The organism is Nocardioides sp. YIM 152588 (genome assembly GCF_040191335.1).
Lineage (GTDB): Bacteria > Actinomycetota > Actinomycetes > Propionibacteriales > Nocardioidaceae > Nocardioides.
The window spans coordinates 73,995-96,155 of the sequence record NZ_JBEGDJ010000004.1 but is presented as its reverse complement, the minus strand read 5'-3'; the positions used below and the strand labels follow the sequence as shown (position 1 = coordinate 96,155).

General features: G+C 73.6%; 20 protein-coding genes and 1 tRNA gene. 11 read left to right on the top strand and 10 right to left on the bottom strand.

The genetic code is table 11. The features are described from left to right. The first annotated feature begins 23 nt into the window (after window positions 1-23). From hrpA to ABLM29_RS03980, 3 genes are all read left to right on the top strand, one after another. Window positions 24-3,932, top strand: coding sequence for an ATP-dependent RNA helicase HrpA (hrpA, locus tag ABLM29_RS03990; RefSeq protein WP_349712541.1), 3,909 nt, complete (start codon window positions 24-26; stop codon window positions 3,930-3,932). A gap of 55 nt (window positions 3,933-3,987) precedes the next feature. Further along, the gene (locus ABLM29_RS03985; protein ID WP_349712540.1) at window positions 3,988-4,611 is read left to right on the top strand and encodes a hypothetical protein; all 624 of its coding nucleotides are present in this window, start codon (window positions 3,988-3,990) and stop codon (window positions 4,609-4,611) included. 201 nt (window positions 4,612-4,812) lie between these two features. Then, complete coding sequence (locus ABLM29_RS03980; RefSeq protein ID WP_349712539.1) at window positions 4,813-6,270, top strand: ABC transporter substrate-binding protein; 1,458 nt, start codon at window positions 4,813-4,815, stop codon at window positions 6,268-6,270. 16 nt (window positions 6,271-6,286) lie between these two features. Here the strand turns inward: ABLM29_RS03980 and ABLM29_RS03975 are convergent, their stop codons facing one another. Continuing rightward, window positions 6,287-7,558, bottom strand: coding sequence for an HRDC domain-containing protein (locus ABLM29_RS03975; protein WP_349712538.1), 1,272 nt, complete (start codon window positions 7,556-7,558; stop codon window positions 6,287-6,289). Further along, the gene (locus tag ABLM29_RS03970) at window positions 7,558-8,169 is read right to left on the bottom strand and encodes a DUF3000 domain-containing protein (protein WP_349712537.1); all 612 of its coding nucleotides are present in this window, start codon (window positions 8,167-8,169) and stop codon (window positions 7,558-7,560) included. The genes ABLM29_RS03975 and ABLM29_RS03970 overlap by 1 nt, the downstream gene beginning before the upstream one ends. A gap of 32 nt (window positions 8,170-8,201) precedes the next feature. Here ABLM29_RS03970 and hemE point away from each other — a divergent pair, with 32 nt between their 5' ends. Further along, entirely contained in the window at window positions 8,202-9,281 is a 1,080-nt protein-coding gene (gene hemE / locus ABLM29_RS03965; protein WP_349712536.1) for a uroporphyrinogen decarboxylase, read from the top strand. Window positions 9,282-9,288: 7 nt separating this feature from the next. On the opposite strand, the gene ABLM29_RS03960 is transcribed toward hemE, so the two are convergent. Continuing rightward, window positions 9,289-10,101, bottom strand: a complete 813-nt coding sequence (locus ABLM29_RS03960) for an NYN domain-containing protein (protein WP_349712535.1) — start codon at window positions 10,099-10,101, stop codon at window positions 9,289-9,291. A gap of 50 nt (window positions 10,102-10,151) precedes the next feature. Here ABLM29_RS03960 and hemG point away from each other — a divergent pair, with 50 nt between their 5' ends. The 4 genes from hemG to msrB are packed head-to-tail and all read left to right on the top strand — an operon-like array spanning window position 10,152 to window position 13,664. Further along, window positions 10,152-11,573 carry a protoporphyrinogen oxidase gene (hemG, locus tag ABLM29_RS03955; protein ID WP_349712534.1) on the top strand — a complete coding sequence of 474 codons (1,422 nt, stop codon included), beginning with the start codon at window positions 10,152-10,154 and terminating at the stop codon, window positions 11,571-11,573. 56 nt (window positions 11,574-11,629) lie between these two features. After that, window positions 11,630-12,385, top strand: coding sequence for a hydrogen peroxide-dependent heme synthase (gene hemQ, locus ABLM29_RS03950; protein ID WP_349712533.1), 756 nt, complete (start codon window positions 11,630-11,632; stop codon window positions 12,383-12,385). A 44-nt stretch (window positions 12,386-12,429) separates the two neighbouring features. Next, window positions 12,430-13,221, top strand: a complete 792-nt coding sequence (locus tag ABLM29_RS03945) for a hypothetical protein (protein ID WP_349712532.1) — start codon at window positions 12,430-12,432, stop codon at window positions 13,219-13,221. Window positions 13,222-13,262: 41 nt separating this feature from the next. Beyond that, the gene (gene msrB / locus ABLM29_RS03940) at window positions 13,263-13,664 is read left to right on the top strand and encodes a peptide-methionine (R)-S-oxide reductase MsrB (protein ID WP_349712531.1); all 402 of its coding nucleotides are present in this window, start codon (window positions 13,263-13,265) and stop codon (window positions 13,662-13,664) included. Window positions 13,665-13,680: 16 nt separating this feature from the next. On the opposite strand, the gene ABLM29_RS03935 is transcribed toward msrB, so the two are convergent. Beyond that, on the bottom strand, window positions 13,681-14,232 hold the full coding sequence (locus tag ABLM29_RS03935; protein ID WP_349712530.1) for a hypothetical protein: 552 nt from the start codon (window positions 14,230-14,232) through the stop codon (window positions 13,681-13,683). A gap of 179 nt (window positions 14,233-14,411) precedes the next feature. Between ABLM29_RS03935 and ABLM29_RS03930 the strand changes: the two genes are divergently transcribed. Further along, a complete protein-coding gene (locus ABLM29_RS03930; protein ID WP_349712529.1) occupies window positions 14,412-15,518 on the top strand; it encodes a DNA polymerase domain-containing protein in 1,107 nt (368 codons plus the stop codon). 12 nt (window positions 15,519-15,530) lie between these two features. On the opposite strand, the gene ABLM29_RS03925 is transcribed toward ABLM29_RS03930, so the two are convergent. Continuing rightward, window positions 15,531-17,315, bottom strand: coding sequence for an AMP-dependent synthetase/ligase (locus tag ABLM29_RS03925; protein WP_349712528.1), 1,785 nt, complete (start codon window positions 17,313-17,315; stop codon window positions 15,531-15,533). Window positions 17,316-17,425: 110 nt separating this feature from the next. Between ABLM29_RS03925 and ABLM29_RS03920 the strand changes: the two genes are divergently transcribed. After that, window positions 17,426-17,974 carry a mycothiol transferase gene (locus ABLM29_RS03920; protein WP_349712526.1) on the top strand — a complete coding sequence of 183 codons (549 nt, stop codon included), beginning with the start codon at window positions 17,426-17,428 and terminating at the stop codon, window positions 17,972-17,974. Window positions 17,975-18,140: 166 nt separating this feature from the next. On the opposite strand, the gene ABLM29_RS03915 is transcribed toward ABLM29_RS03920, so the two are convergent. From ABLM29_RS03915 to pdxY, 5 genes are all read right to left on the bottom strand, one after another. Next, window positions 18,141-18,728 (bottom strand): hypothetical protein, encoded by a 588-nt coding sequence (locus ABLM29_RS03915; RefSeq protein WP_349712525.1) that lies wholly within the window; start codon window positions 18,726-18,728, stop codon window positions 18,141-18,143. A 61-nt stretch (window positions 18,729-18,789) separates the two neighbouring features. After that, entirely contained in the window at window positions 18,790-19,899 is a 1,110-nt protein-coding gene (locus ABLM29_RS03910; RefSeq protein WP_349712524.1) for an ATP-dependent DNA ligase, read from the bottom strand. Window positions 19,900-19,944: 45 nt separating this feature from the next. Continuing rightward, a complete protein-coding gene (locus ABLM29_RS03905) occupies window positions 19,945-20,349 on the bottom strand; it encodes an HNH endonuclease signature motif containing protein (RefSeq protein ID WP_349712522.1) in 405 nt (134 codons plus the stop codon). 43 nt (window positions 20,350-20,392) lie between these two features. Continuing rightward, a tRNA-Thr gene (locus ABLM29_RS03900) sits at window positions 20,393-20,468 on the bottom strand. Window positions 20,469-20,531: 63 nt separating this feature from the next. Beyond that, entirely contained in the window at window positions 20,532-21,395 is an 864-nt protein-coding gene (gene pdxY / locus ABLM29_RS03895) for a pyridoxal kinase PdxY (protein WP_349712521.1), read from the bottom strand. A 123-nt stretch (window positions 21,396-21,518) separates the two neighbouring features. Here pdxY and ABLM29_RS03890 point away from each other — a divergent pair, with 123 nt between their 5' ends. Beyond that, the gene (locus ABLM29_RS03890) at window positions 21,519-22,142 is read left to right on the top strand and encodes a TetR/AcrR family transcriptional regulator (protein ID WP_349712519.1); all 624 of its coding nucleotides are present in this window, start codon (window positions 21,519-21,521) and stop codon (window positions 22,140-22,142) included. Window positions 22,143-22,161 lie beyond the last annotated feature (19 nt).

Below are 22,161 nucleotides of genomic sequence, written 5' to 3'. Positions count from 1 at the left end.
CACGTCGGGCACCATCGGGAACAATGGGCGGCGCTGTGAAGATCACCTACCCCGCCGAGCTGCCCGTCAGCGGCCGCCGCGACGACATCGCCGAGGCCATCCGCGACCACCAGGTCGTCATCGTCGCCGGAGAGACCGGCTCCGGGAAGACGACCCAGCTGCCCAAGATCTGCCTGGAGCTCGGGCGCGGCGGCGAGGGGCCCGACGGTCGCAAGCGGATGATCGGCCACACCCAGCCGCGCCGGATCGCCGCGCGCTCGGTGGCCGAGCGGATCGCCGAGGAGCTCGGCGTCGACCTCGGCGACCTCGTCGGCTACCAGGTCCGCTTCACCGATCGGACGTCGAAGGCCAGCCGGCTGAAGCTGATGACCGACGGCATCCTGCTCGCCGAGCTGCAGCGCGACCGCGAGCTGCGCCGCTACGACACGATCATCATCGACGAGGCCCACGAGCGCAGCCTCAACATCGACTTCCTGCTCGGCTACCTCAAGCAGCTGCTGCCGCGCCGGCCCGACCTCAAGCTGATCATCACCTCCGCGACGATCGACCCCGAGCGGTTCGCCGAGCACTTCGCCGACGCCGACGGGAAGCCCGCGCCGATCATCGAGGTCTCCGGCCGCACCTACCCCGTCGAGGTCCGCTACCGGCCGTTGATGGACCTCGCCCTCGGAGCCGACGCCGACGACGAGGGCGAGGTGATCGTCCGCGACCAGACCGAGGCGATCGTCGACGCGGTCAAGGAGCTCTCCGCCGAGGGGCCCGGCGACATCCTGGTCTTCCTCCCCGGCGAGCGGGAGATCCGCGACACCGCCGAGGTGCTCGCCCCGCTGTCGGAGGGGCCTCGCGGCATCGACGTGCTGCCGCTGTTCAGCCGGCTCTCCGCGGCCGAGCAGCACCGGGTCTTCGCCCCCGCGGCGAACTCGCGGCGCCGCGTCGTGCTGGCCACCAACGTCGCCGAGACCTCGCTGACGGTGCCCGGCATCCGGTACGTCGTCGACACCGGCGTCGCGCGGATCTCCCGGTACTCGGCGCGCACCAAGGTCCAGCGCCTGCCGATCGAGCCGATCAGCCAGGCCTCGGCCAACCAGCGCTCCGGGCGCTGCGGCCGCGTCGCGGCCGGCGTCGCGATCCGCCTCTACGCCGAGGAGGACTTCGACGGCCGCCCGGAGTTCACCGACCCCGAGATCCTGCGCACCAACCTGGCCTCGGTGATCCTGCAGATGACCTCGCTCGGGCTGGGCGACATCGGCCGGTTCCCGTTCGTCGAGCCGCCGGACCGCCGCAACGTGCAGGCCGGCACCCAGCTGCTCGAGGAGCTCGGCGCGATGAGCGGTCAGGGGCGGCTGACCAAGACCGGCCGCCGCCTGGCCCGGCTGCCCATCGACCCCCGCCTGGCGCGGATGCTGATCGAGGCCGAGCGGCTGGGCTGCGTGCGCGACGTGCTGGTGATCACCGCCGCGCTGTCGCTGCAGGACCCCCGCGAGCGCCCCGCCGAGCAGCAGGCCCAGGCCGACCAGGCGCACGCCCGGTTCAAGGCCGACCGCTCCGACTTCCTGACCTGGCTCAACCTCTGGCGCTACCTGCGCCAGCAGCAGCGCGACCTCTCCTCCAGCGCGTTCCGGCGGATGTGCAAGCGCGAGTTCCTCAACTACCTGCGGGTGCGGGAGTGGCAGGAGTTCGAGTCCCAGCTGCGCCGGGTGGCCAAGGAGATGGGGCTGACCATCGAACCGGTGGTTGAGGTGCGAAGCGAAGCGAGCCTCGAAACCACCACCGCCGCCTACGACGCCGACGGCATCCACCAGGCGCTGCTGTCGGGCCTGCTCAGCCACATCGGCGCCCTGGAGGAGCGGGAGAAGCCGGCTCCCGGCCGCGGCAACCAGCGCGGCCGCGACCAGCGCCGCCCGGGCCCGCGGGAGTACCTCGGCGCCCGCGGCGCCAAGTTCGCGATCTTCCCCGGCTCCGGCCTGGCCCGGAAGAACCCCCAGTTCCTGATGGCCGGCGAGCTGGTCGAGACCGGACGCCTGTGGGCGCGCCAGAACGCCGAGATCAAGCCCGAGTGGGCCGAGAAGATCGGCGCCCACCTGGTGAAGCGCACCTACTCCGAGCCCGTCTGGTCCCGCAAGCGCGCCTCCGTCGTCGCCCGCGAGCGGGTCACCCTGTACGGCGTCCCGCTGGTCGCCGACCGCTCCGTCTCCTACGGCAGGGTCGACCCCGAGCTCTCCCGGGAGATCTTCATCCGGCACGCGCTCGTCTACGGCGAGTGGGCCACGCGCCACCACTTCTTCGGCCACAACCGTCGGCTCCTGGCCGAGGCGGAGGAGCTGGAGCACCGCGCCCGGCGCCGTGACCTGGTCGTCGACGAGCACGCGCTCTTCGACTTCTACGACGCCCGCGTCGGCAAGCAGGTCGTCTCCGGGGCGCACTTCGACCAGTGGTGGAAGCAGGCCCGGCGCAGCGACCCCGACCTGCTCACCTTCGACCCGGCGATGCTCACCCACGACGCGGCCGAGGAGGTCAGCGCCGAGGACTACCCGGAGCAGTGGGCGTCGGCGGAGGGGCTGACGTTCCCGATCAGCTACCACTTCGAGCCGGGCGCCCGCGACGACGGCCTGACCATCGACATCCCGGTGGCCACGCTCAACCGGGTCGCCGACGAGGACTTCTCCTGGCACGTGCCCGGCCTGCGCGCCGAGCTGGTCACCGAGCTGCTCCGCGGCCTGCCCAAGGCGCTGCGGGTGCAGTGCGTGCCGGCCCCGAACACCGCCCGCGAGTTCCTGGAGGCGGTCCCGCCCGGCGACGAGCCGCTGCTCGACGCCCTGGAGCGCTACCTGCGCTCCACCCGGGGCGTGCACATCCCGCGCGAGTCGTGGGACCTGGCCGGGCTGCCGGCGCACCTGCGGCCCACCTACCGGGTCGTCGACGAGCGCGGCAGGACGCAGTCCCGCGGCAAGGACCTCGCCGCGCTCAAGGCGCCGCTGGCCGGCGAGTTCACCAAGGCCCTGGCGGCGGTGGCCACCGACACCGGCCTGGCCCGCAGCGGCGAGACGACGTGGGCCTTCGGGGACCTGCCGGGCGAGGTCACCGAGACCCGCGCGGGCCACCAGGTGACCGCCCACCCCGCGCTCGTCGACGAGGGCCGCACCGTCGGCGTGGAGATCTTCGGCTCGGCGGAGGAGGCCGCGGACCGGCACCGGCACGGCGTGGCCCGGCTGCTGCTGCTCGCGCTCGGGACCGCCCCGCTCAAGGGGCAGCTCGACGCGCTGCCCATGGCCGACCGGCTCGCGCTCGCCGGCTCGCCCTACCGCAGCATCGACGCGCTGCTCGCCGACTGCCTGCGCGCCGTCGTCCTCGACCGGCTGGCGGGCGAGGTGCCCCGCACGAAGGACCGGTACGACGCCCTGCTGGCGCCGCTGCGCACCGGCGCCGCCGACGCGGTCCGGGACCACCTGCAGCTCGTGCTGCGCACGCTGGAGTCCTGGCGGGAGACCGACAAGGCGCTCAGCGGTCGGGTCGAGATGCCGCTGCTGCCGGCGCTCACCGACCTCCAGGCCCAGGCCGGCCGGCTGGTCTTCGACGGCTTCATCGGCGGCGCGGCGGGCGGAACGGGGGGTCCGAGCGCGGGCGCCGGCCCGGCGCGGCTGCGGCGCTACCCGACGTACCTGGCCGCGATGCGCCAGCGGCGCGCCCGCCTCGGTGAGGGCATGGGTGCCGTGGTGAAGGACCGGGAGTCGATGGACCGGGTCGGCCCGCTCCAGGAGGCCTACCTGCACCGGATGGCGGCGCTGCCCGCCGGCCGGCCCGCGGGCGCCGGGCTGGAGGAGGTCCGCTGGATGCTCGAGGAGTACCGGGTCTCGCTGTGGGCGTCCGCGATGGGCACCGACGGCAAGGTGAGCGACGTGCGGATCCGCAAGGCGCTGGACCGGCTGGCCTGACCCGGGCTTCCGGGTTGCGTGCACGGGGTCAGGCCCGGCGACCTACGCTGGATCGGTGCCCGAAGCAACGCCCGGCCCCCGGCCGCACCACCGACCCGCCCGCCGCGACGGCGGCTTCTTCGAGGGTTTCGTCGGCGGGACGGACCCGGCCACGCTGAGCGAGGCGGCCGACCGGGCGGCGGTGCTGCTGGTCCGCGGGGCGCGCGGCGACGACGAGGCGGCGGTGGCCGAGCGGATCGTGCACCTGGCCGACACCGAGGGCATCGAGGCGATCGCCGAGGTCTGGTCCGGCGCCCCCGCCGACACCCTCGCCGGCTGCCTGTGGCGGCTCTTCGTGCTCCGCTCCTGGGTGCACGCCGACGCCGCCGGCGTGGCGGCCGAGTTCGAGGCCGGACGCCGGAGCGCCGAGGTCGCCCACGTGGTCGCCGGCGTCGCCGACCCGCCCGGCCCCGACGAGCTGCGGACCATGGTGGACGCGGTGCTCCGGGGGATCGGCACCGGCGACTTCGCGGACGTGCTGTTCCGCGCCTCGGCCTTCGCGCGGGTGGTCGCGGTCGGCCGCGCGCACCTGCCCGGCGCCGAGGGCGCGGCCGACGCCGACGGCGTCCGCCGGATGCTCGCGCTGGCCGAGCAGCTCGAGGCCGCGGGGCACCTGGAGATGCGGCGCCCGTTGGGCTGACCGCCTACAATCGTCAACGCGAGCACGCCGGGCCGCGGCAGCCCCGGGTCCCAAAATTAGCCGCTACGAGCGGCCCTGCGCCGTGAGGCGCTCCCGGTCCGGCGTGCTCGCTCCGACTCGCCGGCCCGCCGCCTTCCGGCCCCTCGGTAGGGTGTGCCCGGCGCGGGTGCCGGCCCGCAGGAACAGGGGCGTGGACTGCGGATGAGTGCGGGTCGATTGGGCTGGCGCACGGCGCTGGTCGTCGTGGTCGTCGTGATCGCGGTGGTGGCGGCGATGGTGGTCATCGCGGGGACCCGGCCGGAGTCGCCGGCACCGCGGCCCGCGGGCAGCGAGCCGACCGTCGGGACCACCGAGACCGGTCCCACCGACCTGGAGCTCGCGGTGTTCGGGTCGCCGGAGGAGATCGCGGCCTACCAGGACGTGGTCGACGCCTACAACGAGGAGTCGACCGCCTCCCGCGTGTCCCTGCTGACCTACCCGACCGCGGAGGAGCTCGCGTCCGCGCTGCGCGAGGGCGAGATCTCCCCGAGCCTGTACCTGCTCTCGCGGGAGGACCTCGCGGACACCCTCGACAACGAGCGCAACGTCCCGCTGCTCGACCTGCTCGACGCCCGCGGCCTCAACATCGGCGACGACTACTCGCGCGACTCGGTCTCGGCGTTCTCGGCCGACGACGACCTGCAGTGCATGCCCTACGCCTCCTCGCCGATGGTGATGTACCTCAACACCGACCTGGTGGACTTCGACGCCATGGCGCAGCGCGGGCTGCCGGTGCCGGAGCGGGAGCACGCCGGGTGGAGCCTCGACCAGTTCCGGGCGGCCGCCGAGTTCGCGAGCAGTCCCCGCCGCGGCGTCCGCGGCGTCTACATCGAGCCGACCCTGGAGGGCCTGGCGCCGTTCGTGCTCTCGGGCGGCGGCGACGTCTTCAACGACACGGCGAGCCCGACCTCGCTGGCGCTGGGCGAGGACGACTCGACCGACGCGATCCGCCGCACGCTGGAGGTGCTCCGCGACCCCCAGCTGACGCTGAGCAGCGAGCAGCTCGAGCGACGGTCCGGCCTGGACTGGTTCGAGGCGGGCAAGGTCGGGATGGTCGCCGGCTACCGCGACCTGACCCCCGAGCTGCGCGAGGTGACGGGGCTGACCTTCGACGTGATGCCGATGCCCTCGCTCGGCTCCACCGACACCGTCGGCCAGCTGCTCGGCGTGTGCCTGGGGGCGACCGGCGACCAGACCTCGATCGGCCGGGCCGCCGACTTCCTGGTCTACCTGGTCAGCGACGAGGCCGTCTCCCGCGTCGCCGAGACCGGCTACCTGCAGCCGACCAACCTGCAGGTGGCGTTCTCCGAGGCGTTCCTGCAGCTCGGCCTGCCGCCCGCGCACGCGGGCGTCTTCACCGACACCCTGCGCGACATCAACCTGATGCCGCTGATCGACGACTACGACGAGGTCGAGGCGCTGGTCGGTCCCCAGGTGCGCCAGCTCTTCACCCGGCCGGTGCTGGACGACCTCGACGCCCGCCTGGACGCCATCGACGAGCGCTCCCGCCAGCTGCTCGACCCGACCCTGGTGACCGAGTCGCCGAGCGAGTCCGACGCGTCGGGCGCGTCCGACGCGTCGGGCGGGTCCGACGCGTCGGGCGGGTCGACCGGGGGCTGAGCGGGCGAGCGGGCGGCTACGCCTGCGCCGCGTCGGCGTCCAGCACCGCCTGCGCGAGCGCGGGGGCGGTCAGCCCGACCTGCCAGCTGCGCGAGCCGAGGGCGGTGAGCTGGTCGATCAGCCCCTCCAGCAGGGCGACCGGGTCCCGCGGCTTCGGCGGCGTCCACATCGCCCGGCGCAGGTGGTCGGGGGTGAGCAGGTTCTCGGGCGGCAGGTCCTGCTCCTCGGCGATCGCCGCGATCGCGGCGCGGGCCAGCTCCAGCCGGCGTGCGGCGACCGGGTCCTTCTCCGCCCAGGCGCGCGGCACCGGCGGTCCGTCGCTCCGGGCGTTGCGCGAGGGGAGGTCGGCCTCGTCCATCTCGGCCGCGGCCTCGATCGCGTCCAGCCAGGTGGTGGCGAACCGCGACGCGCCGCGGCCGTGGAACCCCTGGGTGCCCATCAGGGCGCCGCGGCTGGTCGGCATCGCCGACGCGGCGGCCACGATCGCCGAGTCCGGGATCAGGCGTCCCGGCGTCACGTCGCGCTTGGCCGCCAGCTCGTCGCGGGCCTCCCACAGCGTCTTGACCGCGGCGAGCGACCGCCGCCCGCGCACCTTGTGCATGCCGGAGGTACGACGCCAGGCGTCGACCCGCGGGGTCGGCTCGAAGCCGCGCAGGTTCTCGAACTCCTGGCGCGCCCAGTCGTCCTTGCCCGCCTCGACGAGCTGGTCGGCGATCAGGTCCCGCAGCTCGACGAGGACCTCGACGTCGAGGGCGGCGTACTCCAGCCACGGCTCGGGCAGCGGTCGGGTCGACCAGTCGACGGCGGAGTGCTCCTTGAGCATCTGGCGGTCCAGCAGGGTCTCCACCAGGGTGGCCAGCCCGACCCGCGGGTAGTTGAGCAGCCGTCCGGCGAGCTCGGTGTCGAAGAGCGCCGCGGGGCGCAGCCCGACCTCGGCCAGGCACGGCAGGTCCTGGGTCGCGGCGTGCAGGATCCACTCGGCGTCGCCGAAGGCCTCCTGGAGCCGGTCCAGGGAGTCGAAGGCGATCGGGTCGATGAGCCCGATCCCGGCGCCGGTGCGCTTGACCTGGATCAGGTAGGCGCGGTTGGAGTAGCGGTAGCCGGAGGCCCGCTCGGCGTCGATGGCGATCGGGCCGGTGCCGGCCGCGACGGCGGCGCAGTACTCCGCGAGCGCACCCTCGGTCTCGATCACCGGCGGCAGCCCGTCAGCGAGTCGGAGCAGCGGCTTCGGCTCCTCGGCGTCGGCCGTCTCAGCCTGGTCCCGCTGGTCCTTCTCGGGTGCTGCCATCAGGGGGTGAAGCCTCGCTGTCCTCGCCGGGACGGCATCACCGCGACGCCGTCGGGGACCGGCTCCAGGCCACCCGCGGTGCACAGCAGCTCGGCCCATGCCTCCACGTGTGGCGCCATCCGGTCCGGGTCCGCGGGCGTCCAGGACGCCCGGATCTCGAGCTGGGCGGTGCCCGGCTCGTCGGCCATCGTGCCGTAGCTGTCGGTGGCGACCCTGGTCACGGTACCGGACGCGGCGACGTGCTCGGCACGGTGCGCGTGCAGGGCCTCCATCAGCCAGGTCCAGCCGACCTCGGTGAGCATCGGGTCGGTGGCCAGGGAAGCGTCGATCTCCGCGCGGCAGTAGGCCACGCAGCGGAACGTGCCCTCCCAGGCGTCGTTGCCGGCCGGGTCGTGCAGCAGCACGAGTCGCCCCGTGGCGACCTCCACGTCGTCCAGCGTCACGTCGGCGGAGAGGGCCGAGGCGTGCGGGGCGATCCGCTGCGGAGCGGGCATCTCCTCGCAGAAGACCTCCGGCCGGAACCGGGCCGAGCGCAGCTGGGCCACCGCTCTCACGAACTCCGGGGGCACGGCGCTGCCTGACCCCCGGTGCGTCTCCTGCCGGGCCACCATGGTGCTCAGGGTAGGCGTTCGAGGGCCTCTGGATGTGCACCCCACGCCGTCGACCTGAGACCCTGGGCACTGTGACGGATCTGGTGGACAGCGCATTCCTCAAGGCGGCCCGCGGCGAGGCGGTGCCGCACACCCCGGTCTGGTTCATGCGGCAGGCCGGTCGCTCGCTGCCCGAGTACCTCAAGGTGCGCGAGGGCGTCGCGATGCTCGACGCCTGCGCCGACCCGGAGATGATCGTCGAGATCACCCTGCAGCCGGTCCGCCGCTACGGCGTCGACGCGGCCATCTTCTTCTCCGACATCGTGCTGCCCCTCAAGGCCGTCGGCGTCGACCTCGACATCGTCCCGGGTGTCGGCCCGGTGGTGGCCAAGCCCGTCGAGACCCTGGCCGACGTGGAGGCGATCCCGGACCTGACCCCGGAGCACATCGGCTTCATCACCGAGGCCGTCCGCGGTCTGGTCGGCGAGCTGGCGACGGTCAACGGCGGCACGCCGCTGATCGGGTTCGCCGGAGCGCCGTTCACCGTGGCGTCGTACCTCGTCGAGGGCGGGCCGTCGAAGGAGCACGCCAAGACCAAGGCGCTGATGTTCTCCCAGCCGGACGTCTGGGACGCCCTGATGCGCAAGATCGCCGGGATCGCCTCGGCGTTCCTGGCCACCCAGGTCGCCGCCGGCGCCTCCGCCGTGCAGCTCTTCGACTCCTGGGCCGGCGCGCTCACCCCGGCCGACTACGTCCGCTACGTGAAGCCGCACTCCGCCCGCGTGCTGGCCGAGGTCGGCGAGCTGGGCGTGCCGCGGATCCACTTCGGTGTCGGCACGTCGAACCTGCTGGCCGAGATGGGCGACGCCGGTGCCGACATCGTCGGCGTCGACTGGCGCACCCCGCTGGACCGCGCGATCGAGGTCGTCGGTGATCGGGGCGTCCAGGGCAACCTGGACCCGACGCTGGTCTTCGCCCCGACCGACGTGATGACCGCCCGCGCCGCCGAGGTGATCGAGGCCGGCCGGGCCGCGAGGAGCCACATCTTCAACCTCGGCCACGGCGTCATCCCGAGCACCGACCCCGACCAGCTGGCGCGGCTGACGGAGTTCGTGCAGTCCTACCCGGTCTGACCCGGACTCAGCCGCCGGTCTTCTTGGTGGCGGCCTTCCGTGCGGGGGCCCTCTTCGCGGGGGCCTTCTTCGCGGCCGTCCTCGGGACGCCCTTGACGCGGACCCGCACCTCGTTGCCGGACTTCTCGGCGACCAGGTAGGGCTGGTCCTCGACCAGGTCGACCAGCTTGGCGAAGCCGTAGAGCCGGGGATCGAACGAGGAGTTCGCGGAGCGGAGGTATTGGCCGATCGCGCCGAGGCTCGCCCACCCGTCGTCCTGCGACTGCTTGTTCACCGCCCGGGTCAGCAGGCTCTGCAGGTTGGGCGGCGGCGGGTCCTCGCCGTCGGCCGCCGTGTCCGCCGACGCGTCCTGCTTGTCGTCGTCCTCGTCGTCGCCGAGCAGCTCCAGGTAGACGAACGTGTCGCAGGCCGCGACCAGCGAGGCCGGCGTCTTGCGCAGCCCGAGCCCGTAGACGGTCTTGCCGCCCTCGCGCAGCCGGGTCGCCAGCCGGGTGAAGTCGCTGTCGCTGGAGACCAGTGCGAACGCGTCCAGGTTGCCGGAGTAGAGCAGGTCCATCGCGTCGATGATCAGCGCCGAGTCGGTGGCGTTCTTGCCGGTGGTGTAGGCGAACTGCTGGACCGGCGCGATCGCGTGCTGGTTGAGCTGTGACTTCCAGCCCGTGAGCTGCGACGTGGTCCAGTCGCCGTACGCGCGCTTGACCGTGGCCACGCCGTACTGGGCCAGCTCGGCGAGGAGCGCGCTCGCGTGGCGTGGGGAGGTGTTGTCGGCGTCGATCAGGACGGCGACGCGCACGTTCGGGGTCGCGTTCTCGGTCGGCATGAGGCTCACCTTCCCACGGGAGCGGCGAAGCCGGATGGGAGAGTGGGCGCGTGCAACAACGGGTCGTGGTCGTCGGCGGTGGCATCGCGGGCCTGGTCGCCGCGCGCGAGCTCGCGGCCGCCGGGCGGCAGGTGCTGCTGCTCGAGGGGAGCGCCGTCGTCGGCGGCAAGCTCCGCCGCGGCGAGGTCGCCGGCATCACCCTCGACGTCGGCGCCGAGGCCGTGGTCAACCGGCGCCCGGAGGGCGTCGGGCTGGTCAAGGAGCTCGGCCTGGGGATGGTGCGCCCGACCGGCGCGACCTCCCGGGTCTGGACCCGGGGCGCGCTGCGGCCGCTGCCGCGCACCCTGATGGGGGCGCCGCTCGACCTCGCCCAGCTGGCCTCCTCCGGCGTGCTCAGCGACGCCGGCCTCGAGCTCGCCCGCCGCGAGCCCGACCTGCCCGCCACGGCGCTCGCCGACGACGCCGACGTCTCGGTCGGCGACCTGGTGGACGCCCGGTACGGCGCGGAGGTGACCGACCGGCTCGTCGAGCCGCTGCTCGGCGGCGTCTACGCCGGGCGCGCGCGGGAGATCTCGGTGCGCGCCGCGATCCCGCCGCTCCTCGACCTCGCCCTGCGCGGCTCGATCACCGCCCAGGCCGGCGCCGCGCCGCCGGCCAGCGCGGCCGGCCCGATCTTCGCCGGCATCCCCGGCGGCATGTGGCGACTGCCCGCCGAGCTGCGCCACGCGCTCGAGGAGACCGGCCTGGTCGAGGTCCTGACCGGCGCCATGGTCACCGGCCTGCGGCGTACCCGCGCCGGGTTCTCGGTCACCGTGAGCACCGCCGACGGCGACCGCTCCGAGCAGGCCGCCGCGGTGGTGCTGGCCACGCCGGCCGCGCCGACCGGGCGGCTGCTGGCCGACCTCGCCCCGGTCGCCGCCGAGGAGCTGGCCGCCATCGACTACGCCTCGACCGCGCTGGTCACCTTCGCCTTCCGTGCCGACGACCCCGGGGTCCGCGCCGCGCTCGACGTCGGCGCCGCGGGCTTCCTGGTGCCGCCGGTGGACGGTCGCCGGGTCAAGGCGGCCACCTTCTCCTTCGCGAAGTGGGACTGGGTCCGCGCCGGCGGCGCCACCCCCGAGGGCGACCTGCTGGTGCTGCGCACCTCGCTCGGCCGCGTCGGGGAGGAGTCCTCGCTCCAGGTCGACGACGGCGAGCTCGTCGACGTCGCGCTGGCCGACCTCGCGGAGGCCACCGGCCTGCGCGCCGGGCCGGTCGACGCCCTCGTCACCCGCTGGGGCGGCGGCCTGCCCCAGTACGCCGTCGGCCACCTCGACCGCGTCGCCCGGATCCGCGACGCCGTGGCCGCGGTGCCCGGCGTGGCGGTCTGCGGCGCGGCGTACGACGGGGTCGGCATCCCCGCCGTCATCGCCTCGGCGAGGCGCGCGGCCGCGGAGCTGATCGCCGCCGAGGACGACGCCGCGGACGGGTGACCTAGGTCGCGTCACGCCGACGTGGACCTGGCGGCGGGGCCGGGCAGAATGGGGGCATGAGCGACGCCCCCGGCACCCCGGACAGCACGGACCCGCAGGCCCACATCAAGAGCAACGCGGCCAAGATCAACGAGCTCAACGACACCATCCGCTTCACGATGTGGTCGGTCTTCAGGCTCGAGCGGCCCTTCGGCCCCGACGCCGAGGTCGAGCGGAAGGCCGAGCTCGCCGAGCTCGAGCAGCTGCTCGCCGACCTCGCCGAGTCCGACGTCGTCGTCCGTGGCCTGTACGACGTCGCCGGCCTGCGCGCCGACGCCGACCTGATGGTCTGGTGGCACGCCGCCGACAGCACCCTGCTGCAGGACGCCTACCACCGGCTGCGGCGTACCGCCTTCGGCTCGCGGCTCGCGCCGGTCTGGTCGCAGATGGCGCTGCACCGGCCGGCCGAGTTCAACCGCAGCCACCTGCCGGCGTTCCTCGCCGACGAGCGGGTGCACGACTACGTCGCCGTCTACCCGTTCGTCCGCTCCTACGAGTGGTACCTGCTGGAGGACGGCGAGCGCCGCCGCCTGCTCGCCGAGCACGGCCAGATGGCGCGCGGCTACCCCGACGTGCGGGCCAACACCGTGCCCAGCTTCGCGCTCGGCGACTACGAGTGGATCCTCGCCTTCGAGGCCGACGACCTGACCCGGATCGTCGACCTGATGCGCCACCTGCGCGGCTCGGAGACCCGCCGCCACGTGCGCGAGGAGGTGCCGTTCTACACCGGTCGGCGCGTGGACGCCGCCGAGGTGCTCGCCTACCTGCCCTGACCCCACCTCCTGCACGGCGGTCGGTCGGCCGATAGCCTGCGCCGATGCTGAGACGGATCATGGGGATCGTCGCGGCCGCGGGACTCGTCGTGCCCGTCGCCGGCTGCGGGTTCGAGGACGGCGGGTGGCGCGCCGCGCCCGGCGAGGCGACGGCGACCGCCGCCGGGGCGCCGGCCGAGGTCGCGTCATCCGAGGCGGCCGGCGGCTACGAGCCGCTGGTGTTCGGGAACTTCGTCCCCACGCTCACCGACGCCTTCGGCGCCGAGTCGAGCGTGCGGGTCGCCGGGAAGCTCCTGGACGGGTCGGCCGTGGGCGTCGAGATGCGGCTGGCCACCGATGACGACGAGGGCGCGGTCCGGGTGACCACCGCTGGCGAGTACGCCAACGAGGTCACCTACGTCGACGGCTCCGGCTACCTGCAGTTCCCCGGCGAGGACGTCTACTACCTGGTCCCGCAGGAGATGCTCGAGGAGGACCTCGGGGACGCGCTGGAGCTCACGCCGGAGGCCCAGCTGGCCGACCTCGGGCTCGCCATCAACGCCGTCCTCTACGAGGGTCCCGAGACCAGGCGGGGCGAGCGGCTCCACCGCTACGCCGTCTCGGTCGGCGCCTGGTACTACGCCCAGGAGTTCGGCATCGAGGAGTGGGAGGTGCCGCCCGTGGCCTACCGGGTCTGGGTCGACGACGCGAACCTGCTGCAGCGCATCCGCCTGAAGTTCCGCGGGGTGCCCGGCGCCGTCGACTTCACCTACTCCGACTGGAGCGCCCCGGTCCGGATCGAGTCGCCCCCGGCGGAGCTGGTCGCGCCCCTCCCCGAGTGGGAGGACGTCGCCTGAGGATGGGCGTCGCCCGTGCGTGCGCGGGTAGCCTCTCCCGCATGGGTTACAACGTCGACAAGACGGACGCGGAGTGGCGCGAGGAGCTGTCCGCGCAGGAGTACCAGGTGCTCCGCCAGGCCGGCACCGAGCGGGCCTTCACCGGTGAGTACACCGACACCGAGACCACGGGCGTCTACCGCTGCAAGGCCTGCCAGGCCGAGCTGTTCCAGTCGGACACCAAGTTCCACTCCGGGTGCGGGTGGCCGAGCTTCTACCAGCCGATCACCGACACCATCGAGTACCTCGAGGACACCAGCCACGGCATGAAGCGGGTCGAGGTGCGCTGCGCGAACTGCGGCTCGCACCTGGGCCACGTCTTCCCCGACGGCTACGGCACCCCGACGGGCGACCGGTACTGCATCAACTCGATCAGCCTGACGCTGGAGCCCAAGGACGCCTGATCCGCTCCGGAGCGGCTCAGCCGGCGGACACGACGTAGGAGACCGCGACCAGTCGGGGTCCCTTGCCGTTGTCGACCAGCTCGAGGGACGCGCCGTAGTCGAAGCCGTCCGCGCTGGCGGTCCTGGCGCCGAGGACGCGGTCGGCATCGTTCCGCTCCTCGCCGCGGTCCCACCGCGAGCGGCAGCGGCGTGCGACGGCGTCGGCGTCGACGGGTGCGGTGGCCACCTCCGGAGCCAGGTGCTCCTGCGCCCGGCTGAGCCACGCGGCGCCCTCGTCGCACCGCACGTCGACCGTCTCCGCGGTGAGCGGAGCCCGCCACAGGACGGCCGTCATGTCCGCGTCCGGGGTGTCCGCGTCGGCTCTCCAGACGTCGCCCGCGAGGGCGAGGGTGCCGGAGCCGTACGGCGGGGCGAAGGATCCGGCGAACGGTTCGGCCACGCGCCACTCCGCACCCGGCGCGTCCGTCCAACCGGGGTCCGGCGGCTGCGGTTCGTCGCCGCGGACGGCGGCGACCGCCGCCGAGACGGCCACGAAGCCGACCAACAGGAACGCGGCGCCGGTCGTCACCGGATGTGTGCGCCGGCTCTGGCCCCACATCGCGTCGAACGAGTGAGGTCGGTCCGGCCCCATCCGGCTCCTGTCCACCATGTGCAGCACCCCCATGCCCTCGGTGGCTCGGCAGCCTAGCCCCGGCCGCGGCCCCGTCGTGCCCACTTTCGGTTCGCCGGTGCGGCTAGCCTCGCCCCATGGCCAAGACCCCTGCGGCGACCGTCCAGGCAGGCGACCGCGAGGTGCGGGTCTCCAGCCCGGACCGGGTGATCTACGAGGCCACCGACGCCACCGGCGAGGTGACCAAGCTGATGGTCGCCGAGTACTTCGCCTCCGTCGAGGACGGTCTGATGCGCGCGCTGCGCGACCGGCCGACCGCGCTGGAGCGCTGGCCCTCGGGCGTCCGCGAGGGGTTCCAGCTCGCCACCGGGCCGCAGGACCGCGACGCCGAGGCGTTCTACCAGAAGCGGGTGCCGAAGGGCGCGCCCGACTACCTGGAGTCGGTCGAGATCACCTTCCCCTCGGGGCGGCACGCCGCGGAGATCTGCCCGACCGAGATCGCCGTCCCGGTGTGGTGCGCGCACATGGGCACGCTGACCTTCCACCCCTGGCCGGTACGCCGGACCGACGACCCCGGCACGCTGGACCGGCCCGACGAGCTGCGGATCGACCTCGACCCGCAGCCCGGGACCGGGTTCGGGGACGCGGTTCGGGTCGCGGGCGTCGTACGGGAGCTGCTGGCCGAGCTCGGCATCACCGGCTTCGTGAAGACCTCCGGCAACCGCGGGGTGCACGTCTACGTGCGGATCGAGCCGCGCTGGGAGTTCGTCGACGTCCGGCACGCCGCGATCGGGCTGGGCCGCGAGCTGGCGAAGCGCGACGACCAGGTGACGACGGCGTGGTGGAAGGAGGAGCGCGGGGAGCGGATCTTCGTGGACTTCAACCAGAACAACCGCGACCGCACGATCGCCTCGGCGTACTCGCTGCGGCCGAAGCCGGGTGCGCCGGTCTCCACCCCGGTCACGTGGGAGGAGCTGGCCGACCTGCGCGACCCGCGCACGCTCAACCTGTTCACCGTCCCCGACCGGGTGGCCGACGGGGACCCGTGGGCCGGTATCGACGACGAGTCGTTCTCGCTGCAACCGCTGCTGGACCTCTGGGAGGCCCAGGTCGCCGACGGCGAGGGCGAGCTGAACTTCCCGCCCGACTACCCGAAGATGCCCGGCGAGCCGCCGCGGGTGCAGCCCTCCAAGAAGGTCGCCGAGCACTGGGACGAGGACGGCAACCGGATCGAGGGGACCTGAGCGTCCGCCCGGTCAGGCGTAGAGCTCGTCGATCTCCGCGGCGTACTTCTCGGCGATGGGGCGCCGCTTGAGCTTCATCGTCGGCGTCAGCTCCTCGCCGCCGGGCTCCCACACGGTCGGCAGGATCCTGAACCGCTTGATCTGCTCGACCCGCGAGAGCCGGTCGTTGGCCTCGTCGATGCCGGTCTGGACGTAGGCGATCACGTCGGGGTGCTCCGCGAGCGCGGCGGGGGAGGCGTCGGCCAGGCCGGCCTTCTCGGCGAAGAGCGCCGCCGCGTCGGGGTCGAGGGTCAGCAGCGCGGTGACGTAGGGCCGGTCGTCGCCGACCGCGACCACGCTCAGCACCAGCGGGCAGGCGACCTTGACCGCGCCCTCGATGTTCTGCGGCGACATGTTCTTGCCGGCGGAGCTGATGATCAGCTCCTTCTTCCGGTCGACGATCCGGACGTAGCCGTCCTCGTCGATGGTGGCGATGTCGCCGGTGTGCATCCAGCCGTCACCGTCGATGGCCAGCTCGGTGCGCTTGCGGTCGTTGCGGTAGCCGCGCATCACCAGCGGCCCGCGGACGAGCAGCTCGCCGTCCTCCGCGATCATGATCTCGGTGCCGCCCGGCACGACCTTGCCGACGGTGCCGATGCGGATCGCGCCGGGCGGGTTCATCGTCACCACGGCGGAGGTCTCGGACATGCCCCACACCTCCAGGACCGGGATGCCGAGCCCGAGCATGAAGGCGAGGGCGTCGGGTGCGATCGCCGAGGCGCCGGTCGCCGCGACCCGGACCCGGTCCAGGCCCATCCGCTCGCGCAGCTTGCTGAGCACGACACGGTCGGCGACGGCGTACTGCGCCCGGAGGGTGAGCGGGACCCGCTTGCCGTCCGACCGGAGCCAGGCGACCCTCGTGCCGGTCGAGAGCGCCCAGGCGGCGATCTTGCGCTTGCGCTCGTCCGGCTCGGCGGCCAGGGCGGCCTCGATGCCGGCCTTGATCTTGTACCAGACCGCGGGCACCGCCCCGAAGGACGTCGGGCGGACGGCTGGCAGCGCGGCGATCAGCTGCTTGGGGTCGTCGACCGTGGTGATCTGGATGCCGTAGCGCAGGTTGCTGTAGTGGGCGCCCCAGCGGTTCGCGATGTGTGCGTCGGGCAGGTAGGAGACCAGCGAGTCGTCGAGGGTGAGCGGGAAGTAGCCCTCCAGCGCGTCCATCTCCGCCATCAGGTTCGCGTGGGTGAGCTCCACGCCCTTGGGCGGGCCGGTGGTGCCGGAGGTGTAGATGAGGGTCAGCACGTCGGAGGGCCGGACGCCCCGCCAGGACGCCTCGAAGTCGAAGTCCGGGCTGCCGGCGGCCTCCAGGTCGGCGAGGCTCATCGCGCCCTCGATCTCGCCGGCGTCCTCGGCGTCGACGACCACGAAGTGCTCGACCTGGCCGCCCGCGTTGGCCTGCCGCAGCCGGTCGAGGAACTGCCGCTCGGTGACGACGACCCTGTTGCCGGCGTTCTCGAAGAGGTAGGCGATCTGCTCGGTGGCCAGCGTGTTGTAGATCGAGAACGGCGTGGCGCCGGCGTGCAGGGCGCCGGTGTCGACGACGTGGAACTCCGGCCGGTTGGTCAGCATGATCCCGACGGCGTCGCCGTGGGCGACGCCGAGCGCGGCGAGGCCGGCGGCGACGTCGCGGACCCGGGCCGCGTACTGCGCCCAGGTGATCTCGACGCCGCCGTCGGGCGTGCGCAGGGCGACGCCGGACGGGCGCTGGGCCGCGGTGTGCTGGAAGGCCGTGCAGAGGGTGCGCTGGTCGGTCGGCATGGGCGTCTCCTGGCGGTGGGGCCTCGCGGTCGACCCGGACATGTGACGCGGGTCACGTTGGCGGCATCCTTGCACTGCGGAACCCGGTTGGGCAGGCCTATCGTTCGATCGTGGTCGAGGAACGTCGGAGGCGTACGCCGGGCAGCCGGGAGCCGGAGCCGTCCGCGGCGGGCGGCGGCGAGCGCTGGGCCGGCTACCTGGACTGGCTGCGCGAGGACCTGGTCTCCGGCGTGCTCGCGCTGTCGGAGGAGCAGCGCCGGACCACGACCGTGGCGTCGGGCTGGACGCCGATCGAGCTGCTCAACCACGTCCTGCACATGGAGCAGCGGTGGTTCGTCTGGGGCTTCCTCGGCCAGGCCGTCGATGAGCCGTGGGGCGACTGGAACGTCGCCGACCCGTCGGCGGCCGAGGAGGGCGGCGCCCGGTGGGCGGTGGCTGCGTCGGTGGGCGCGGAGGAGCTGGCCCGGCGGCTGCGGGAGCTCGGCGAGTGGACCGGCGCCCTGCTGTGCTCGGTCCCGCTCGACACCCCCGCCGCGCTCGGCGGCCGGTTCCGCGAGGACCCGCCGACGCTGGAGTGGATCTGCTTCCACGTGGTGGCGGAGTACGCGCGGCACGCGGGGCACCTGGACATCGTGGTGGAGACGCTGCGCGAGGGCTGAGGCGCGCCCTCGGGAGGCCGGCGCCGGCGACCAGGAGCTCTGGTCGGTCGTTGACGGTGCTTCCAGCCCGTTGCGGCGGGCTGAAGGCGACGCGGACGGCCGGGTAGTGCGGTGGACGGCGTGCGCCACCGGCGGGGCTCACATCCCACCGAGACCACCAGCGGGGCTAGAGGATCTCGATCCCCTCGCCGCCGCCGGCCTGCTCGTCGAACGTCTCGTGCTCGAGGAGGTGCAGCACGGGCACGCCGAGCTTGCGGCGGGCCCGGTGGGTCCAGTCGAGGTGGAAGAACTCGGCCACCAGGTGGGGCCGGGTGAGGATGATCGCCTCCCGGCCGTCGACCCGCTTGACCGCGTCGATCAGCGCGTCGATCGGGGAGCCCTCGACGACGGTCTGGCTGCCGATGGTGGCGCCGGCCTTGGTCAGCGCGGCGATGCTGCCGGTCAGCTCCTCCTCGGCCTGCTCGTGGTACTCCTCGCGCAGCTCCGCGATCTCGCCGGGGTCCACCATCTCGGTGGGCGCCATCATCGGCGTCCCGCCCATCGCGCCGAGCGAGGCCTCGACGGCCGCCGCGGCGTCCGTCATCGGCAGCAGCACGTGGTAGGTCACGCCGACGTCCAGGCCCTCGTGGAGCGACCGGACCTGTCGGGCGTCGGTGTCGGTGAGCTCCTGCTCGACCAACAGCACGACGTCGTAGTCCTCGCCCTCGCCGTTGCCCCCGGCGGCGCCGCCGGTCTTCTCCGATCCCGTGTCCATGTCTCAGTCCTACACCCTCGGCGGGCGGCGCAAACCCCCAACGGTGAGGGTGCGCGAAGCGTCACCCGCCGAGCACGTCCGCGAGGTCGTAGCGCACGGGCTGCTCCAGCTGGTCGTAGCCGCAGGACTCGGGGTCGCGGTCGGGCCGCCAGCGCTTGAAGTGGGCGGTGTGGCGGAACCGACGCCCCTCCATCGCGTCGTACTTGACCTCGAGCACGCGCTCGGGGCGCAGCGGCGTGAACGACAGGTCCTTGCCCTGGCTCCACCGGCTCTGGGTGCCCGGCTGACGGCCCGGATTGGCGATGAGGAACTCCTGCCAGCGGCCCCACGGGTGCTCCTCGATCGGCACCACCAGCTCCTGCAGCTCCGTCCAGAGCTCGGCGCGGCGGGCGGCGGTGAACGAGGCGCTGACCCCGACGTGCTGCAGCTCGCCGCCGTCGTACAGGCCCAGCAGGAGGCTGCCGATCAGCGGCGCCTCCGGGGTGCTGGTCTTGTGCTCGCGATACCCGGCGAGCACCACGTCCGCGGTGCGCTCGTGCTTGATCTTCAGCATCGTGCGGGCGCCGGGGGAGTACGGCGCGCTCATCGGCTTCGCGATCACCCCGTCGAGGCCGGCGCCCTCGAAGACGTGGAACCACTCCTCGGCCACGGCCGGGTCGGTGCTGGTCCGGGTCAGGTGGCACGGCCCGCTCGCGTCGAGGTGGCCCAGCGCCGACTCCAGCGCCGCGCGCCGCTCGTGGAACGGCCGGTCGACGTACGACTCGTCGCCGAGCGCCAGCAGGTCGAAGGCGACGAAGCTGGCCGGCGTCTGCTCGGCGAGCAGGCTGATCCGCGACGCGGCCGGGTGGATCCGCTCCTGCAGCACCTCGAACTCCAGGCGCCCCTTGCCGTCGCGACGATCCATCGCCACGAAGATCTCGCCGTCCAGCACGCACCGCTCGGGCAGCTGCTCGCGGGCCGCGGCGACGAGCTCGGGGAAGTACCGCGTCAGCGGCTTCGTGTTCCGGCTGGCCAGCTCCACCTCGTCGCCGTCCTTGAACACCAGGCACCGGAAGCCGTCCCACTTCGGCTCGAACGACAGCCCGCGCTCGTCGAGCCCCGCCGGGTCGGGCACGCCCTTGACGGCCTTGGCGAGCATCGGCTGGACGGGCGGCATCACGGGCAGGTCCACGGGGCCGAGGCTAGCCGTGCCCGCCGACGTGGCGGACTCACGGCGTCAGTACGAGTCGCCGGCGGCGTACCGGGCGCGCCGCATGTGCCGGCCGTTGCCGCGGTTGCGCGCCTTGAAGGTGGGCAGCTGGGAGTCGCAGTTCGGGCAGACGAGGCGCAGGTTGTCGCGCGCGTTGTTGGTGGAGTCGCCATCGACGTGGTCGAGGATGAAGACGAGCGGCCTGGCCTGCCACTCGGCCGTGATCCCGCAGAGCGCGCAGCGCCCGTCCTGCTCGCCCGCGATGTGCTCGCGAATGTAGTGGCCGGGCAGGCTTGAGGTGCTGGCCGCCCCGGTCCGGAGCCACGCCGCGACTCGCTCTGCCCGTGCGAACGCCTGGTGGCACTCCGTGCCGCAGAACACCTTCTGCGAAGGCTTCGTCAGGTCGGCGCCGCATCGCCGGCAGGTGCGCATGCCGGGACGGTAGGAGGGGGCCCCGACGGATCCTGGCCGTTGGTGGAGCCGCGTGCGAGAGTCGAACTCGCGACATTTCGTTTACAAGACGAACGCTCTGCCAACTGAGCTAACGCGGCCTGCGCGTCCTTCGGAGGCGCACGGCCATGGTAGAGCCGTCGCGGGGGTACCCGAGCGTCGGGTCAGCGGACCTGCGCGACCTCGAACCGCGCCGGCGGGTTCGCGATGACCTCCTGGGCCGCGATGATCTGCAGCTCGCGGTGGCCCGAGGCCAGCGTCTCCTCCAGCACGCCGAAGATCGACGCGGCGGTCCTGCCCAGCGCGTCGGCGGGCGAGCCGGTGGTGTGCAGGTGGGCGGTGAAGAGGGCGGCGGTGACGTCGCCGGAGCCGTTGGCCTTGAGCGGCAGCCGCGGGGTGCGCACCGACCAGGCGCCGTCGCCGGTGACGGCGATCATCTCGATCTCGTCCTCCGGGGTGTCGTCCCGGTCGACGGAGGTGATCAGCACCGTGGAGGGGCCCAGGGCGCGGACCTCGTCGGCGGCCTCCAGGATGGCGGCCAGCGGGGAGGGTTCCCCCAGCGAGTCGTGGCCGGTGATGAAGCCGAGCTCGAACTGGTTCGGCGTGACGATGTCGGCGGCGGGCACGACCTTCTCGCAGATGATCGGCGGGATCGCGGGGTTCACGAAGCAGCCGGACTTGGCGTTGCCCATCACCGGGTCGCAGGTGTAGGTCGCCGCGGGGTTGGCGGCCTTGACCCGGGCGACGGCGTCCAGGATCACGTCGGCGATCTCGGGGGAGCCCTGGTAGCCGGAGAGCACGGCGTCGACGCTCGCGAACGCGCCGCGCTCCTCGATGCCGATGACGACCTCGCGCACGTCGGCCGGGTCCAGCAGCGGGCCGCGCCAGGCGCCGTACCCGGTGTGGTTGGAGAAGTGCACGGTGAAGACCGGCCAGACCTCGTGGCCGAGGCGCTGCAGCGGGAAGACCGCCGCGGAGTTGCCGACGTGGCCGAAGGCGACCGAGGACTGCACCGACAGGATCTGCATGCGCGCATCATCCCACCCCGCCCCCGGCCCCCGGCACCGCGACCTGGGCAGGGGCTTGCCGCCGCGTCCGGTCCGGGCCTACGCTGTAATTCAACGTCCGTTGAATTGAGGGAAGGCGCTCCGATGGCCGAGGACAGCACCGCGAGCCGGGCCGGCCGGCGGCCGGGGCGCGCCGAGACCAGCGCGCGGATCCTCGCCGCCGCGCGGGGGCTGTTCGCCGAGCGCGGCTTCGCGGGGACCACGATCCGCGCGGTGGCGGCCGAGGCGGCCGTCGACCCCGCGCTGGTGCACCACTACTTCGGCACCAAGGAGCAGCTCTTCCGTGCGGCCGTCGACTTCCCGTTCGACCCCGAGCAGGTGCTCGGCGCGCTGACGTCCGACGCCGACGGCGAGCCGGCCGCCCTGCTGGCGCGGACCGTGCTCCGGCTCTGGGACTCCCCGGAGACCGGGGCCGCCCTCGCCGGGTTCCTCCGGCAGGTCGTCGCGGACCCGGCGGCCACCGACCTGGTCCGCGAGTACGCCGGCACGAACCTGTTCCGGGTCGTGGCCCGCGCGCTCCTGGAGGACCCCGACGCGCCCGACGCCGACCTCCGGGTCGCGCTCGTCGCCAGCCAGATCCTCGGCCTGGCGCTGCTGCGCCGGGTGATCGGCGTCGAGCCGCTGGCCAGCGCCTCGGCGGACCGGCTGGCCCGGCTCGTCACCCCGACCCTGACCCGCTACCTGCGCGACGATCTCGCCAGCGACTGACCAGTGGACCCACTCCCCG